This window comes from Halobacillus naozhouensis (genome assembly GCF_029714185.1).
In the GTDB taxonomy this organism is placed as follows: Bacteria; Bacillota; Bacilli; order Bacillales; family Halobacillaceae; genus Halobacillus_A; species Halobacillus_A naozhouensis.
On the sequence record NZ_CP121671.1, the window covers coordinates 3,628,358 to 3,645,509 of the forward strand.

Here is a 17,152-nt window from a genome sequence, read left to right on the forward strand (position 1 = left end):
CGGAAAGCGACTGCCCGAAGCAACATCACAAGTAGGAGATAGAGAATTGCTCTCGTTCTATGCATGACTGTTCCGTAAACTAAAAGGAAAACTTATATTCCGCAAGCGAGAGGGCTCGCAGCGCAAACCCGCGAAGCCCTTAATAAAAGGAAAAAACGCACGAGCCAAATAGGCTCGTGCGTTCTATTTAAAGCAGTCCGCTCATAGAATAATGAGGACAACCATTTATTCCTTTTTCATAACAAGATTCCAAATACGCTCCCATGTTGACCAATCAAGCGCATCGAGTGGATTTCCGTCACCGATGACACCATAGCCGACGACAAGGCCGATCAGCAGGGCTAGAACACTAAGGACAAGCACAATAACGAGACGCAGCCAAATCGGCAAAATGCGACGGCGAGTCTTCCTTGATGTCTTTTTCTTTCCTTCTTTGTGCTGTTTGCGTAATTGTTTCTTCTCTTGTTGTTTAGCTTCTTTTGTCGCCATAGTTGTCTAGCTCCTTACCTTATGACCTGAGCTGGCTGATGAGTCCCATCATTTGATCGCTCGTGGAAATAGAGCGTGCGTTGAATTGATAGGCACGCTGAGCCATCAGCATGTCTGTCATTTGTTTTGAAATATCTACGTTAGAGGTTTCGAGAGTGCCGCTCTGTATTTGACCGTCCACATTCTCGATGATCCCTTCACCTGCGAGCACCTCATCAGCAGGCAGGCGGAAGCGGTTGCTGCCTGCTGCTTCAAGAACACGAGGACGGATGGCTTCTACGATCCCGAGTTGAGCTTCAACGGCTGTGTTGCCATTTCGGGTGACAAGAATCGCACCGTCTTCCCGGATTTCCATACCTTCCATGTTGTCAGTCAGTTGAATCGGCTGACCATCTTCTCCTAAAACAGGCAGTCCATCCGCATTCGTCAGCAGTACTTGTCCATTGTTTAATGCACTAAGGTAAAAGTTACCAGAGCGCGTGTACTGCGTTTCGAACCCATTTTCTATCGCTACTTGCAATTGAAACAAATGATTGCCTTCAAGTAAAGCGAGATCCAATGCACGGTCGGTTTTTTTTAGATTTCCCTGACTTAAATCGATATTCGTATGGGCAATCCTTGCACCTGAACCACTGCGAAATCCGTCAGGCGTCAGCCTGTTTTGCACACCTATCTCATCAGTCGCTTCTTCCTGCCCCTCATCCAAAAAATTGTCGATTTGCTGAAACAATAAAGAAGAGAAATCGGCTTGTCTGCTTTTGTAACCCGGTGTGTTCGTGTTGGCCAGGTTATGGCCGATTATATCAAGTTTATGCTGAATTTGCCCCATCGTTACGGAGGCCTGCATCATCGTTCGATTCATCAAGGCATTTTTCTCCTTTACTTCAAGTCTTCCATTCTATTAGCATAAGAAATCAGCCTAACGTATCCTGGCTATCTCAGTAACAGTTTTCTGAAGACTTTGGTCATACGCCTTCAGCACACGCTGGTTCAATTCAAAGGAACGGTATGTATTCATCATTTCTGTCATAACTCGGGCCGGGGCCACATTGGAACGTTCAAGAAATCCCTGGCTTATTGAAAAATTGATTCCCCCACCTGCGCGGGCATCGACAATGGGTGCGGCGTCTTCTCCAGGCGCGTACAGCCCATTTCCGACTTTTTCTAAATCAAAAGAATTGGGACTGTAGGACAGGCCTAGCTGGGTGGTCACGTCTGCTGCGGTCAGGGTTCCGTTCTCACTGACGTCAAAATCCATGCCTCCGGTTTGAATCGGGCTGCCAGCATCATCCAGTACATAGTAGCCCTGGGTCGTCGTCAAGAAGCCCTCACCGTCCACGGTAAAATTGCCGTTTCTCGTATAACGCAAGTTGCCTGCTTCATCCTGCACATTAAAAAACAGGGAGCCGTTATCGTCTGGTAAATTGCCATTTAAGAGAGCCAGGTCTGTCTTAATCCCTGTCTCCCTTAAATCGCCCTGAGAGAATTTCGGTACTGTTTCCTGCATGTACACCCCGGTATGGAGGGAACCGATTTGCTTGCCTGCAGGGAGGTTGAGTCCTCCGCTACGTGTCGGAACGGTGGTTTGGTTCATTTGCTGAATCAATAATTCAGGAAAGGCACGCATCGTTCCCTGGTCTGCTTTATAGCCTGGTGTATAGGCATTAGCCAGGTTGTTCGACAATGTTTCCTGCATGCGCTGGTTCGCCATCATACCTGAGGCTGCGGTATAAAACCCTCTCAACAAGACGATCTCTCCCTTACTAAAAGTTGCTTAGCTGATTTTATGTCGTGTGACTTTGTCTATATTCTCAAGCATGATTCCTGTCCCTTTGGCCACACAATCCATAGGATCTTCGGCGACAAATACTGGGACTTTCAACTCTTCAGCCAGCAGCTGATCAATGCCGTGCAATAAGGCACCGCCGCCTGTCATGATCACACCTCTGTCAATAATGTCCGCTGACAGTTCTGGAGGCGTGCGCTCAAGGACTTGCTTCGCGGCCTGTACGATGGTCTGGACAGCTTCGCGGAGGGAGGACTCAATCTCTTCCGAATTCACCGTGATCGTACGCGGCAATCCAGTCATCATATCACGACCGCGAATTTCGATTTCTTCCTTACGTGACCCTTTAAATACGGTCGCCACACTCATTTTAATGGTTTCAGCTGTACGTTCGCCGATTAACAGCTTATAGTTTTTCTTAATGTAACTTAGAATTTCCTGGTCGAATTTGTCTCCTGCCATCTTGATAGAGGAAGCAGTCACGATATCACCCATGGAAATAACGGCTACATCTGTTGTACCGCCACCAATATCCACGACCATATTTCCGCTCGGCTGGAAAATTTCCATCCCTGCGCCAATGGCAGCAACTTTAGGCTCTTCTTCCAAGTAAATCTTTTTACCGCCTGATTTTTCTGCTGCTTCTTTAATCGCTTTCTGTTCGACCTTCGTAATGTTCGTCGGACAGCAAATCAGCATACGAGGCTTGGATAAAAAGCCACGCACGTTCGTTTTTTGTATAAAATGCTTGAGCATCGCCTCCGTGACATCAAAGTCAGCGATGACCCCGTCCTTCAATGGGCGAATAGCCTCGATGTTTCCTGGTGTGCGTCCCACCATTCGACGAGCTTCTTCTCCCACTTCAAGGACCTTGCCTGTATTTCTGTCCATCGCTACCACAGAGGGTTCATTTAAGACAATGCCCTTCCCTTTTACATGAATAAGTACATTCGCTGTTCCTAAGTCTATTCCGATATCTCTTGCAAACATCTTCGGTTGTTCCTCCCTATTTCTAAAAAAACTATTCGGTCCAATTTTCATTAAACATAAGCACATCTAATTCTATATTCTAACACAAAGTTACATCATTCGTCGCATTTCTCATGAAAAAAGTTCCATAACCATGAAGTATGTTGTAGGTGGGAGGTTGGATACAATGCCTAGTGGGTCGGTTCTGCAGGTGCATCTTCGATAATCGTTCGATATTTCATTCGTGTTGCTTCTCCTCCACGGAGATGCCTAATTTCCTTATGATGATCGAGAATCAACTTGACTTGTTTGGCCAAATCCGCATTAATTTCGGGCAACCGCTCTGTCAGGTCTTTGTGTACCGTACTTTTCGACACTCCAAATTCTTTCGCAATCACTCTTACCGTCTTCTTCGTTTCGACAATATACTCCCCAATCTTAATTGTCCGTTCTTTGATGTAGTCATGCACATCACTCGCCTCCTGTGATTGACTATCCAAGGGGTCGCTTCTCGAGACAAGTTTAGAGTTAGTGGGCGTTCTTCAGCGGTATAGGATTTCTCTAGTTGTGTCACCCTGGATGCTACCGACTGCTCGGTTATCCTCATTGTATTACTCGAACTCCTCAGATATGTCAAAAGGCGGGGGAGAGGAAACACAAACCTTTTATTTCTACCAAACATCGGCGAGTGATTCTCTGTGTCCTGGACGGGACTTCATCGTATAGAATACGCATTATGGACGTAGTAAAACATAAAAAAATGGAGGTTTTAAAAAACCCCCATTTTTTGCTTAAGCTTGTGTGGTTGCAGCAGATGAAGAGCTGTCCTCACCTGGCGCCGGCTCTTCTTCCTCAGTTGGCGTTTCTTCTGAAGGAACTCCATCCTCTTCGGTTGGTGTTTCGCCTTCAGTTGGGGCATCTCCTTCGGTTGGAGTTTCACCCTCAGTTGGGGCGTCCCCTTGAGTTGGAGCTTCTCCTTCTTCTGGAGCTGGCTGCATTTGACCTTCACTCTCAGAAGATTGATCCGGCTCGATCTCAGTATCTGGATCTTCTACATTAGCTGACGGCTGTTCCTGTTTTTCAGCAGGGTCAGTTGATGACTGTCCCTCTTCACCAGAAGCATCTTCGCCTTCTTCAGCATTAGCTTTCTTTTCCTTAGCTTCTATCTTGCCCACTGCTGTTCCGAAGAAATCCTCCGGGTTTAGTGGCTCACCATCTTTTCTTACTTCAAAGTGTACGTGGACACCGTCTGCCTGACCAAAAGAATTCTGACCAGCTTGTCCAATCACATCACCTTGTTTGACTTCAGAACCTGCTTCTACTTTAACATCAGACAGGCTGGCATAAACCGTTGCTACCTTATTGTCATGGCTGATCTGAACGACGTTTCCATAGAGCGGATCCTCTTTCACTTCTGTAACAGTTCCTGATAGAGCTGCTGTTACGTCAAAAGTAGATCCATCCGCTTTTGCTAAGTCGATTCCTTCACTCTGATAATACTTATTGTTGTAAAGTACCAGTGCACTTTCTTGCGCTTCTTTTGATGCGTCATAATCAAAGAACTTTGTAACGACGGTTGTTTGCTGCTCGCTGGCAACAGGCATTTGCAAACTCTCTTCCTGACCGGTAACGGGAACGGATTCTTGGTCTTGTACGTCGACATCGTCTTGTACACCTGTTTGATCCTTCATCTGTTCAGCTACGTCACTAGAGCTTTGCTGGAACCAGAACACTCCTACAAGTACTAAAGCTGCTACGGTTAGATACAATGCTGGATAGATCCACTTCTTGCGCATTAAGCGTTTAAACTTTAATTTAGTCACGCTTTTCTTTCCTTCCTCTCTCATGTTCATCACCTCAAAAACCATTCTGATCACTTTTTAGGGAATCTATACATAGAGAGGAAAATTTTTGTTTAGAAAAGCGGAAAAGACCGGTTAGACACTTTAGATGAAGTTTGACTAAGAACGGCACGTCCTTTGCCAACGTCGAACTGATCCGCGTCCTGCGGGCCCCATTTCAAAAAGCAAAGGAGCGGCTGCATCCCCTGCAAGCCACTCCTTTCGTAAGCGATTCGGCTTACCATAGCATATAACGCCCTAACGGAGGAACATTCCGACCTAACGCCAGTACATATGTCCCTAACTAAAATTCGGCATGAAATAATCCATCTATACCTCCCTATAAAAGGGCTTTCTCTTAATTTACTGTCTGCTTAGCGGTCGTGATGGCAGCCGTTTGCTTGCTCATTGGCGAGATTTCAGTGTTTTGATAGTAATGGTGGATGATTTCCTTGTACGTCTTTCCTGCCTTAGCCATGCCGTTGGCACCATATTGACTCATTCCCACTCCGTGACCATATCCTTGAGTAGTGAAGATCACGTGATTGTTTTTAACTTCCATCGTAAAATCACTAGATTGCAAGTTAAACTCTTCCCGTATCTGTCTGCCTGAGAAGGTTTCGCTGCCAATCGTGATTTGATCAACACGCCCCCCTTCTGTTTTGGTCAATTCCATATTAGACAGTGTCGGCATGATATCTACCCCTAGGGAGGATTCCAGCCCGCTGACCGGAATGATTTTTTGATCGTTAAACTTCGGTGAGGCTTTATCCCACGGGCTTTTAACGCTTTTTAAATAAGGGATCTCTGCTTGCCAATAGTCCTCGGAGTTTTCTGTGTAACCATTGCTGGTGGAGAAAAAGGCTGCGTCAATCGGCTGCTGCTTATAAGTAATGATCTCTCCAGCCGTTGCTTTTACAGCTCGATTAATTTTACTTATGTTTTCTTTATAATTTTCTCCCCATAAATCTCGAAGTTCCTGATCATTTTTATAAACCTGGTGCTGGACGGTATCTGTCACATCTGCGTTCTCAGATATAGGCTCTCCCTGCGCAAGATGCCGGGTGATGTACGTTCGTGCAGCAAGGGCCTGAGCTTTAAGGGCTTCAAGCTCGAAACTTGCCGGCATTTCAGATGCTACCACCCGTGATACGTATGTTTCTAAAGGAACTTCTTCGACTTCTTTCGTCTTGCTCCTTAGTACGTGGATACTAAATGGAGATAGACTGGCTGGCAGTTCTGTCACTGATTCATCTGCATTCGTTGCTGGAGCTGGTGTTTCTTCGACTTGTGCTGTGTTGTTTGAGCCTGTGAATGGCACCACAATTAGTGTCGGGATCAAAAGAATCCCTACAAAAATACTGCTCAACACGATGATGCCTATGCGATTCCTTCTTTTCATATCTCGTCCTCCTGAACCAATAGTAGACCCCTCTACTAAAATGTATCCACGTAAGTCAGATGATAGAACTAAAAAAGCAATCCCCTCGTCAGAAAATTGACGGGGAATTGCTTGATGAGTAAGTGATTAAGAGAATTATAAAGTCGATATTGATTCGCTTGGCTCAATCTCTTCTACATATGATTCGTCTTCGTTGATACGCTCGATATTGGCACCGAGCTGGGATAGTTTCTCAGTAAAGTCCACATACCCACGATCTAAGTGTTTCAGTTCCGTTACACGTGTATAACCGTCTGCTACGAGGCCTGCTAAGATCAGAGCAGCTCCGGCTCTTAAGTCCGTTGCCTGCACCTCAGCACCTTGAAGCTTAGATGGCCCTTCTACAATGACACTACGGCCTTCAATTCTCATTTTTGCATTCATACGGCGGAATTCTTCCACGTGCATAAAGCGATTTTCGAAAACCGTTTCCGTAATGACACTTGTGCCTTTTGCATTAAGCATCAGAGCCATCATCTGTGACTGCATATCTGTTGGGAAGCCTGGATGAGGCATTGTTTTAATGTCTGTTGCTTTAAGCCGCTCTGGACCAATAACACGCAGGCCATCATCTTCTTCCTCAATGGTTACGCCCATTTCTTCCATTTTAGAAATAACAGAACGTAAATGTTCCTGCATTGCTCCTTGTACGAGCACATTACCTCCCGTTATCGCAGCGGCTACCATAAAGGTACCAGCCTCTACTCGATCGGGGATGATCGTGTGTGTCGCACCAAACAGCTTATCGACTCCTTCAATTCGAATCGTCTCTGTACCTGCGCCGACAATGCGTGCTCCCATTTTGTTCAAGAAGTTAGCAAGATCCACGATTTCAGGCTCTTTTGCACAATTCTCAAGAACTGTTTTCCCTTCGGCTAGGGCAGCAGCCATCATGATGTTCTCTGTAGCCCCTACACTAGGTACGTCCAAGTAAATCTTAGCTCCTTGCAAACGTCCTTTTACATGTGCCTCAATGGATCCATTTCCAACAGTTACCTCTGCCCCCATTGCTTCAAAACCTTTAAGGTGTTGATCAAGCGGACGTGAGCCGATTGCACAGCCCCCAGGCAGAGCGACCTTAGCATGACCATAGCGGGCCAATAGTGGTCCCAGAACGAGTACGGAAGCTCTCATTTTGCGAACATATTCTATCGGAGCTTCGGTTGTCAACTCTTCTGAAGCGTCTATAGTTACTGTGCGTCCTTTCATATCTACATCTGCGTTCATATGTCTAATGACTTCATTAATGGTATAAACATCCGCTAAAGCAGGGACGTCGTGTAAAACACTTTTTCCTTCACTTGCAATTATACTTGCTGCGATGACAGGCAGTACGGCATTCTTTGCACCTTCAGCTCTTACAGTGCCTTTAAGCTGCCTTCCACCACGGACGATGATTTTTTCCAAGGTTCATTCTCCTCCGCGTCCATATTCATTATTATTAATATTCAGCAGTTATGATAGGTGTGCCAATTGTAACGATTGTTCGACCGCCCAATGTTCGCGTCGCGAATTGGACATTCATCGCCCCATTTGGTAATGGGATAGCCTGGCTCCACCTTGATGTGTAGCCGGATCTGCTAGTCCAGCTTTGTTCGGTAGCTGCTTCGATCGTTGTTATATTGAATGCTTTTTTGAATTTCTGATAGATTAAAACATCATCAATAATACCACCATCTTCAGCTTTGAGACAAGTGTATAAAGTGACATTTTTCGAAAAAAACCGCTTCTTAATCTGACTGATTTGCTGCATAGTTTCCTGTGTTGTTAATGTTTGTGTACCCCCGGTAGTAAGTGAGTAAACCACCTCCGAGGAAATGGTTTCATCTCTCGGGATGATCACTGTAAAACGTTCGATAAAATCAGAATTTTTTTGACCGTTTGTAAAAATTATTTTACGAGCCAGATTGGTTTCTTCCTCTATCATCTGATTATTAGAAACATAGGCTTTTATTTGCTGGATGGCTTGTTCTACTTTGTCTGTATTGATGGATTCTTTAAGTACAACCTTATACTCAGTAACATCAAGCTGCTCATCCTCAGCAAATGCTGCCAGCTCTAGCAACGGTGTGATATCCGATTGCTTCCCCACCGTTTCCTGCGGATGAACACCTGTTAATAAGGTTAATGTTAGTAAACCAGTCCATAGAATCTTCATATGTAATTCCTCCCCCTTGTAATACTACAAGTGTGAACAGGGAGAGTGAGTTTCATACGATACATTTCATGACATGTTCTGACATTAAAATAAATACACCAGACTGTTTGACCAGTTGATGAGATCCAGGAAGAAGTTACTAACCGATGTAGCAATGGCAATCGTGATCAGTATCATTAAGACTCTGATTTCGAAGACACGCCCTTTTCTAAAAAACGCATCCAGATTTACTGCCTGCAGGACCTTCCAGGTGATGATAATGAAGATAATATGAGAGGTCATGCTGAGGAGTGCATCTTGTAGTAGAAATTGATCCATTCGTCGAACACCTCACTGACGGATCTACCGATTTTGCACACATATTAAACAATTACATGAGATAGATAGTTTGTCAATAAGATAGCGTTTATTCGTCATGATCTCTGTGAACATTATGTGAACACCCATAGGAAGGCAGACGAATCGACGAGGTTCGAAATCTCGCATGAGCCATGGAAAAATGTTTAAACACAATCTGTCAAAATGATAATTACCTCAGACAGGAGAGAATATTTCCCGGGGAATAATGACAAATTAGATGAATAATTTCCTCATAGATCACCCCGACAAAGGTCGAAATTAACCGCATCTGCCGATACCCTCCGTTCTTGTCGAAGACGTGCCTTCTTACAAGTTCGGATGTCGTTAGTGGCTGCCTCATGGGCTTCTTAACTCGATAAATCGTAAATCGTTACTCGGTCAAAAAATCATATGTGCCTGGCGACCGGGATTGAGGAAGTTCGACTAAGAACGGTAAGTCCTGTGGCAACATCGAACGACCCTACGTCCTGTAGGGCCTAAATAAAAAAACTGCTCTCATAATGAAAGCAGTTTTTTAGAAGTTATTGTCGTGCACATCTAAACGGTTAATGGCTCGTTTGAGTGACAGTTCGGCTCTTCTCAAGTCAATATCGGATTGTTTGTTAGCCATGCGCTGCTCTGCGCGCTCTTTGGCTTTGCGGGCACGATCGATATCGATGTCGGAAGGTCTCTCAGCAGATTGTGCCAGAATCGTTACTTTATCCGGGCGGACTTCAAGGAATCCACCACTTACAGCAATTCGATCTGATTGTCCATTCCCTTTGAGACGAACAGCGCTGATGGTTAAGGGGGCGACCATTGGAATGTGGCCAGGCATAATACCAAGCTCCCCGCTCTCCGCCTTACAGCTAACCATGTCATACGCGTCTTCTAGTATCGGGCCATCAGGAGTGACAACACTCACCGTTAGTGTTTTCATAGCTATTCCTCCTTAGGCAGATCATAAGTGCCCGGGCATCAGGCGCGACAATGATTCGTCAGCACCTGAATGACACTTTAAAATGATATGCTTATTGCATTTGTTTAGCTTTTTCGACGACTTCTTCAATGCGACCGACTAGACGGAAGGCATCTTCAGGAATATCATCATGCTTGCCATCAAGAATCTCTCTAAATCCTTTTACCGTTTCAGCTACAGGGACATAAGAACCCTTCTGTCCTGTAAACTGCTCGGCAACGTGGAAGTTTTGAGACAGGAAGAATTGTACACGGCGTGCACGTGACACTGTTAGTTTATCTTCATCTGAAAGTTCATCCATACCGAGGATAGCAATAATATCTTGTAACTCTTTATAACGCTGCAGCGTCTGTTGAACTTCACGAGCTACTTCGTAATGTTCGTTCCCGACAACTTCAGGATCGAGTGCACGTGAAGTCGAAGCTAATGGATCCACGGCTGGGTAAATCCCTTGCTCAGAAAGTTTACGCTCAAGGTTCGTTGTTGCATCAAGGTGGGCGAACGTTGTCGCTGGCGCTGGGTCTGTGTAGTCATCGGCAGGCACGTAAATTGCCTGGATTGATGTAACAGAACCTTTGTCCGTTGATGTGATACGTTCTTGCAGCTGACCCATCTCTGTTGCAAGTGTCGGCTGATAACCAACGGCTGATGGCATACGGCCAAGCAAAGCTGATACCTCAAGTCCGCCTTGAGTGAAACGGAAAATGTTGTCGATGAAGAACAGTACGTCCTGTCCTTGCTCATCACGGAAATATTCGGCCATTGTCAGACCTGTCAGGGCAACACGCATACGAGCTCCAGGGGGTTCGTTCATTTGACCGAACACCATGGCTGTTTTCGCGATTACGCCTGAATCTTTCATTTCATAGTACAAGTCATTTCCTTCACGAGTACGCTCACCAACACCTGCGAATACGGAAATACCGCCGTGCTCCTGGGCGATGTTGTTAATAAGCTCCTGGATTAGTACGGTTTTCCCTACTCCGGCACCACCGAACAAACCGATTTTACCACCTTTTACGTAAGGGGCGAGCAAGTCTACAACTTTAATTCCTGTTTCAAGAATTTCCGTTTCGGTTGCCAGATTTTCAAAGGTTGGCGCCTGACGGTGAATTGGATCACGGCGAACATCGCTTGGAAGCGGTTCGTCGAGGTCAATTTTTTCACCTAATACGCTGAATACGCGTCCTAGGGTTACATCCCCCACAGGAACAGCGATCGGTCCGCCTGTGTCAATAACGTCCGTTCCACGCTGTACACCTTCTGTGGAAGACATGGCAACGGTACGCACAGTGTTGTCACCCAGGTGAAGGGCAACTTCTAATGTAAGGTCGACGTTTTCTGATTGTACGACCACGGCGTTATTAATTTCAGGGAGTTGACCTTCGTTAAACGTTACGTCAACTACGGGTCCCATAATTTGAGTTACGCGTCCTTTACTCATCGATTTCCCTCCTAACTTACTATTCAAAAAATCCACGGATCCCTATTCGAGGGCGGCTGCACCGCCGACAATTTCAGTGATCTCCTGGGTAATGGCTGCTTGACGGGCACGGTTGTAAGAAAGTGAAAGGTCGCCAATAAGATCATCAGCATTGTCCGTTGCACTCTTCATCGCTGTCATTCGGGCAGCGTGCTCACTCGCTTTTCCGTCTAACAATGCACCATAAATTAAGCTTTCTGCATATTGAGGCAGCAAAACTTCCAAGATTTCTTCCTGGCTTGGCTCATACTCATAGGAGCTTGATGCCGCTGCTTTGCCGTCCTCGCCTAAATTTGTCAATGGCAGTACTTTCTTCTCCGTTACTTCCTGAGTAATCGCACTGACATAGTGGTTGTAATAAATATATAACTGATCAATTTTACCATCCGTATAAAGCTGGACCGTTTCTGATGTGATCGTGCTAATATCAGCAAAATCAGGCTGATCAGATATTCCGGTCACTTCTTTATCGATCGGCATATTACGATTTCGGAAAAAGTCACGACCGACACGTCCAAGTGTAATCAAGGTGTATTCGTCAGTAGAAGTATGGTTCTGTTTGATCTCCTGGTACACTTTGCGCAGAACACTACTGTTGTAGGCTCCAGCTAAACCACGGTCTGATGTGATGACTACATATCCTGTTCGCTTCACTTCACGTGATTCGAGCATGGGATGTTTCACCGAACCCCCGCCAGCTGCAATGCCTGTTACGACTTCCTGAATTTTTTCACTATAAGGAACGAAAGATCGTGCATTCTGTTCGGCACGGTTAAGCTTGGAAGCAGAAACCATCTCCATCGCTTTCGTAATTTGTTTTGTTTTCTTCGTTGAAGTAATTCGACCTTTAATATCTCTAAGGGATGCCACGTTGTTTCACCACCCTTTCTAGTGTCAAGCTGCAGCAGCTCGCATGGGCACTTTCATTTAGCCACTTGCAGCAGTAACTTATCGTGCTTCATGGAGTGCTTTTTCAGCTTATCTAGTTACGATTTCATTAATTAGAAACGACAAACGTCTTCTTAAATTCCTGAACAGCTCCGTTCATTTCATCCTCATCAGCCAGTTTTCCTGTTTGACGGATTTGTTGAAGCAGTTCTTTACGGTTGTTATCCAACCAAGTGTGGAATTCAGACTCAAAGCGAGTAATATCCTCAACTGGAATGTCATCTAAATGCCCTCTTGTCAGAGCAAAAATAATCATAACTTGTTTCTCTACAGCTAGAGGCTGGTGAAGTCCCTGTTTCAGTACTTCTACTGTACGGGCACCACGGTTAAGCTTAGCTTGTGTTGATTTATCAAGGTCAGAACCGAACTGGGCAAACGCCTCTAGTTCACGGAAGGACGCTAAGTCAAGACGAAGCGTACCGGCTACCTTCTTCATGGCTTTGATCTGGGCAGAACCACCCACACGAGATACAGAAAGTCCGGCGTTGATGGCTGGACGTACACCTGAGAAGAATAGGTCGGATTGCAAGAAGATCTGACCGTCGGTAATAGAGATTACGTTTGTTGGAATATAAGCTGAGATGTCGCCGGCTTGTGTTTCAACGAATGGCAGTGCTGTTAAAGAACCGCCGCCTTTCGCATCACTCAGTTTAGCGGCACGCTCAAGCAGACGGGAGTGCAAGTAGAATACATCCCCTGGGAAGGCTTCACGACCCGGCGGACGACGAAGCAGCAAGGAAAGCTCACGGTAAGCGGCTGCCTGCTTAGAAAGGTCATCATAGACGACGAGAACGTTTTTGCCGTTGTACATAAATTCTTCACCAAGTGTTACCCCTGCATATGGCGCTAAGTATAGAAGCGGTGCAGGCTGGGATGCACTTGCTGTTACTACGATCGTGTAATCAAGCGCTCCGTGACGACGCAGTGTTTCTACTGTACCGCGGACCGTTGATTCCTTTTGACCGATCGCTACATAAATACAGATCATATCCTGATCATGCTGGTTTAAGATGGTGTCAACCGCAACAGATGTTTTACCTGTTTGACGATCCCCAATGATTAACTCACGCTGACCACGGCCGATCGGCACAAGGGCGTCAATCGCTTTAATCCCTGTTTGAAGCGGCTCATCAACAGATTTACGATCCATTACTCCTGGAGCTGGTGATTCGATTGGACGTGTGGACGTTGTTTCAATCGCGCCACGGCCATCGACTGGCTGTCCCAGCGGGTTCACGACGCGTCCAAGCATTTCCTCCCCAACTGGAATCTGCATGATGCGTCCAGTACGGCGAACTTCATCGCCTTCTTTGATATCTGTAAATGGTCCTAGAATGACAAGACCAACATTACTTTCTTCCAAGTTCTGTGCCAATCCCATGACACCATTAGAAAATTCAACGAGTTCTCCGGCCATGACGTTGTCAAGACCATGAGCACGTGCGATACCGTCACCTACTTCGATTACTGTACCTACGTCGTTGACTTCAATATCTGATTCGTAGTTTTCAATTTGCTGCTTAATCAGCGCACTGATTTCTTCAGCTTTGATGCTCATGCCATTTCACCCCTATCATCTTTTATACTTTCGAGACTAGCTCACGTTCCATACGACTTAGTTTTCCTCTGACAGATCCGTCAAAAATACGGTTTCCGACACGAAGGCGAATACCACCAAGCAGAGAAGTCTCTACTACGTTCGTAAGGTTTAATGAGCGTTTGTCAACTTTTGGTGCAAATGTCTTCGAAATTCGCTTGATTTCACGCTCTGAAAGTGGACGAACAGAATAAACGGTTGCATCTGCGATCCCATTTGCTTCATTCATTTGTAAAATGAAGTGATCGATCACGGAGAGGATGAACTCTTCTCTATGCCTGTCAATTAACAGCATGAGAGTATGAAGAATCTCCTTGGAGACATCCTTAAAGGAATCTTTGATCAACTGCTTCTTCTCTTCGACCGTTACACGCGGATGCTTAAAAAATGTAACGAGATTTCTATTGCTGCGAAAGACTTCTTTAATTGCGCGTAATTCTGTTTCAAATGTCTCTAGCTTAGATTGTTCTGAACCGAGTTGAAAAAGAGCGGTGGCATAACGCTTAGCAATGATCGTTTCACTCATCGCTCTTCTCCTGCCTCGTCAATGTATTGATTGATAAGTGCTTCTTGATCTTTTTCGGATAGTTCTTTTTCAATCACTTTAGATGCGATCATCACAGACATGGAAGCCACTTGATCTTTAAGTGTTTGAACAGCTTTATCACGCTCTTGCTCAATTTCCTGGCGAGCAGAAATCTTGAGGCGCTCTGCTTCTTTACGAGCAGATTCGATAATATCACGTTCTTGTGCTCCAGCTGTCTTGCGTGCATCTTCAATTATACTTTGCGCGTCTTCACGCGTTTTTTTCAACTCTTCAGAAGCTTGTTGCTGCATGTTGATCGCTTCCTGGTGGTTCTTTTCAGCAGAATCTATTTCATTTGAAATATAATCTTCACGTTCTTTCATCATATTCATGAACGGTCCCCAGGCGAATTTCCCCAATAGCGCAAGCAGCACTAGGAAAAGAACCAGCTGAACGAGCATATCACCAACGTTCAGGCCACTGACACCTAGGACGAATAATCCTGTAAAAGTTTGCACATTGCTCACTCCTTTCAAGCACGAATCCGTAATGGGCTATACATGACAAAAACCAGGGCTTAAAGATATTTAAGTCCAAGTTTTCATTTCGGTAATAATGGGTATATACATTTTTGGCAGGTGTAAAGGAAAGGCGAAGTCTGTCTTACGGTACTTCGCCATCACTCTATGAACGTTACCTAGTTATTGTCCCATTACGATAAATGCAATAACAACACCGATGATTGGAAGTGCCTCAACAAGTGCAACACCAATGAACATAGTTGTTTGAAGAACGCTGCGCAATTCTGGCTGACGAGCAATCCCCTCTACTGTTCTACCTACGATTAAACCGTTACCAATACCTGCACCTACTGCTGCAAGACCTACTGCAATTGCCGCTGCAATCAGACCCATGTTAAATTCCTCCTCATATATTTTAATAGATATTTTTTATTAATGGTCAGAACTCACTTTGTGAGACATATAAACCATTGTCAACATAGTGAAAATAAATGCCTGGATAAACCCTATGAATGTACTGAACGCTTGCCATGCAAGCAATGGTAAGAATCCACCTAGGAATCCTAAGATACTTGTAGACGCTATTCCTGCTAGAAGTCCAAGTAAAATCTCCCCTGCGTAAATGTTTCCATACAGTCGAAGACCAAGCGTCAATGTATTCGCAAACTCTTCAATAATCTTAAAAGGCAATAAGAACGGAAGCGGACGGGTAAAGTCTTTTCCATATTCTTTTGTCCCCTTCAGCTTCACACCGTAATAGTGAGTGAGTACCACTACCATAACAGCTAATGTCATTGTGATCCCTGGGTCAGATGTTGGTGATTTCCACCACAGCGTATGATGCGGTGCCCACATGGTCACAACCCCTAACATATTGGAAACGAAGATGTATGTGAAGAGAGTTAATCCTAATGGAAGGAACATTCTCCCTACTTGCCAATCCATGTTAGAACCTATAATGCCTTTAATAAAGTCGATAAGCCACTCCATGAAGTTCTGAAACCCTTTCGGTCTGCGTTGTAAACCTCGTGTCGCTGCTACACATACAATGAACACTATCGCGGAAGCTATGACCATCATCAGAACGTTTGATAAGTTGAAGTCCAGCCATGAGATTCCAAAAGCGTCATTCCACATCGGTGCTTCGTGATTCAATCTGTTCACCTCTCTTCCATCATGCTATTCTGTTGACTTGTTAAACAGGTAATCTATAAAAATGACAAAGTAGGCTGTCATTAAGCCCAATACTACTGAAACTAAATGGAAATGTTCCTCAAATTGAAGGACGATGACTGCGGCTAAAGCGCCGGTTGCCAATCGTGTTAAAGTGCCAATGCCCCTGGATGGCTTTTCACCTTGTGCAGATGTTTCACCAAGCTTGGTGATTTTCTTCTGCATCAGCCAGAGGTTGAAGAAACTGAGAATGCCTCCTAAAAGGAGCCCGAGGAAAACTGGTTGCCAGGGGGTGAATCCCCACCCTAGAACAAGTAAAGCTAGAAGGTAGAACATCCATTTTCGCTGACGGGTTATCATGTGTTGAAATTCCAAAATGCATCGTCTCCCGTGTACACTTGTACTAAAATGAATCGTTCCTATGTACCTTTACTCCAGCAATTGGCAACGCCAACTAGATGTAGTGGTACAGTGGAAAATTGTTCACGATCCTTCCCACGAACCACCAGAAAGAGATCTGGGCCCCGCTAACCAGGGAAAGCAGTAACATGGTCACCCGTGACCTGCCTTATATGAAAGGATTCATTGCGACAACTTTCGCTGTAGAAACATAGCGAAAATTCAATGATTCCATGGATGAAAACCTTATCATTCCACACTATGTAAGAATACAATAGGGGTTATATGATGTCAATGAGTTTGGAGGCAAAAGAACAATTGTGTGACACGAATTGATCACATTTTTGTCACAATTTGAACATACCTATTACGCACATGTAAAACCACTCTTTTTCTGGGTGGTTTTTTGTGCACAACACCGAATCAATCCCAGCCATAACCATAATATTCCCTTTTACTTCACCTCAGGTCATCCAGAATCTGGATGACCTGAGGTGGAAGAT

At 45.0% G+C, this 17,152-nt stretch carries 19 protein-coding genes; all 19 read right to left on the bottom strand.

What is annotated here, in order from left to right; all coding sequences use genetic code 11:
- Window positions 1-225 precede the first annotated feature (225 nt).
- Complete coding sequence (locus tag P9989_RS18640) at window positions 226-489, bottom strand: DNA-directed RNA polymerase subunit beta (RefSeq protein WP_283076351.1); 264 nt, start codon at window positions 487-489, stop codon at window positions 226-228.
- Between the two features lie 19 nt (window positions 490-508).
- Window positions 509-1,351: a flagellar hook-basal body protein gene (locus P9989_RS18645; RefSeq protein ID WP_283078978.1), complete on the bottom strand. Its 843-nt coding sequence runs from the start codon at window positions 1,349-1,351 to the stop codon at window positions 509-511.
- A gap of 57 nt (window positions 1,352-1,408) precedes the next feature.
- A complete protein-coding gene (locus P9989_RS18650) occupies window positions 1,409-2,236 on the bottom strand; it encodes a flagellar hook-basal body protein (RefSeq protein WP_283076352.1) in 828 nt (275 codons plus the stop codon).
- Between the two features lie 27 nt (window positions 2,237-2,263).
- Window positions 2,264-3,265 (bottom strand): rod shape-determining protein, encoded by a 1,002-nt coding sequence (mreB, locus tag P9989_RS18655; RefSeq protein WP_283076353.1) that lies wholly within the window; start codon window positions 3,263-3,265, stop codon window positions 2,264-2,266.
- Window positions 3,266-3,435: 170 nt separating this feature from the next.
- Window positions 3,436-3,714 (bottom strand): sporulation transcriptional regulator SpoIIID, encoded by a 279-nt coding sequence (spoIIID, locus tag P9989_RS18660; RefSeq protein WP_283076354.1) that lies wholly within the window; start codon window positions 3,712-3,714, stop codon window positions 3,436-3,438.
- 321 nt (window positions 3,715-4,035) lie between these two features.
- Window positions 4,036-5,067 carry a stage II sporulation protein SpoIIQ gene (gene spoIIQ, locus P9989_RS18665; RefSeq protein WP_283076355.1) on the bottom strand — a complete coding sequence of 344 codons (1,032 nt, stop codon included), beginning with the start codon at window positions 5,065-5,067 and terminating at the stop codon, window positions 4,036-4,038.
- A 376-nt stretch (window positions 5,068-5,443) separates the two neighbouring features.
- On the bottom strand, window positions 5,444-6,487 hold the full coding sequence (gene spoIID, locus P9989_RS18670; protein WP_283076356.1) for a stage II sporulation protein D: 1,044 nt from the start codon (window positions 6,485-6,487) through the stop codon (window positions 5,444-5,446).
- Between the two features lie 135 nt (window positions 6,488-6,622).
- Window positions 6,623-7,933, bottom strand: coding sequence for a UDP-N-acetylglucosamine 1-carboxyvinyltransferase (gene murA / locus P9989_RS18675; protein WP_283076357.1), 1,311 nt, complete (start codon window positions 7,931-7,933; stop codon window positions 6,623-6,625).
- 34 nt (window positions 7,934-7,967) lie between these two features.
- The gene (locus P9989_RS18680; RefSeq protein ID WP_283076358.1) at window positions 7,968-8,684 is read right to left on the bottom strand and encodes a YwmB family TATA-box binding protein; all 717 of its coding nucleotides are present in this window, start codon (window positions 8,682-8,684) and stop codon (window positions 7,968-7,970) included.
- 84 nt (window positions 8,685-8,768) lie between these two features.
- Entirely contained in the window at window positions 8,769-9,002 is a 234-nt protein-coding gene (locus tag P9989_RS18685; RefSeq protein WP_283076359.1) for a DUF1146 family protein, read from the bottom strand.
- A 556-nt stretch (window positions 9,003-9,558) separates the two neighbouring features.
- Window positions 9,559-9,963 (bottom strand): F0F1 ATP synthase subunit epsilon, encoded by a 405-nt coding sequence (locus P9989_RS18690; RefSeq protein ID WP_283076360.1) that lies wholly within the window; start codon window positions 9,961-9,963, stop codon window positions 9,559-9,561.
- A gap of 91 nt (window positions 9,964-10,054) precedes the next feature.
- The gene (atpD, locus tag P9989_RS18695) at window positions 10,055-11,446 is read right to left on the bottom strand and encodes a F0F1 ATP synthase subunit beta (protein ID WP_283076361.1); all 1,392 of its coding nucleotides are present in this window, start codon (window positions 11,444-11,446) and stop codon (window positions 10,055-10,057) included.
- Window positions 11,447-11,488: 42 nt separating this feature from the next.
- Complete coding sequence (gene atpG / locus P9989_RS18700; RefSeq protein ID WP_283076362.1) at window positions 11,489-12,355, bottom strand: ATP synthase F1 subunit gamma; 867 nt, start codon at window positions 12,353-12,355, stop codon at window positions 11,489-11,491.
- A 127-nt stretch (window positions 12,356-12,482) separates the two neighbouring features.
- Complete coding sequence (gene atpA, locus P9989_RS18705; RefSeq protein ID WP_283076363.1) at window positions 12,483-13,991, bottom strand: F0F1 ATP synthase subunit alpha; 1,509 nt, start codon at window positions 13,989-13,991, stop codon at window positions 12,483-12,485.
- Window positions 13,992-14,013: 22 nt separating this feature from the next.
- On the bottom strand, window positions 14,014-14,556 hold the full coding sequence (locus P9989_RS18710) for a F0F1 ATP synthase subunit delta (protein ID WP_283076364.1): 543 nt from the start codon (window positions 14,554-14,556) through the stop codon (window positions 14,014-14,016).
- On the bottom strand, window positions 14,553-15,017 hold the full coding sequence (gene atpF, locus P9989_RS18715; RefSeq protein WP_283078979.1) for a F0F1 ATP synthase subunit B: 465 nt from the start codon (window positions 15,015-15,017) through the stop codon (window positions 14,553-14,555). The genes P9989_RS18710 and atpF overlap by 4 nt, the downstream gene beginning before the upstream one ends.
- Window positions 15,018-15,257: 240 nt before the next feature.
- Window positions 15,258-15,470, bottom strand: a complete 213-nt coding sequence (atpE, locus tag P9989_RS18720; protein ID WP_079528275.1) for a F0F1 ATP synthase subunit C — start codon at window positions 15,468-15,470, stop codon at window positions 15,258-15,260.
- A gap of 39 nt (window positions 15,471-15,509) precedes the next feature.
- A complete protein-coding gene (gene atpB, locus P9989_RS18725; protein WP_283076365.1) occupies window positions 15,510-16,232 on the bottom strand; it encodes a F0F1 ATP synthase subunit A in 723 nt (240 codons plus the stop codon).
- A gap of 24 nt (window positions 16,233-16,256) precedes the next feature.
- The gene (locus P9989_RS18730) at window positions 16,257-16,628 is read right to left on the bottom strand and encodes an ATP synthase subunit I (RefSeq protein ID WP_283078980.1); all 372 of its coding nucleotides are present in this window, start codon (window positions 16,626-16,628) and stop codon (window positions 16,257-16,259) included.
- Window positions 16,629-17,152 lie beyond the last annotated feature (524 nt).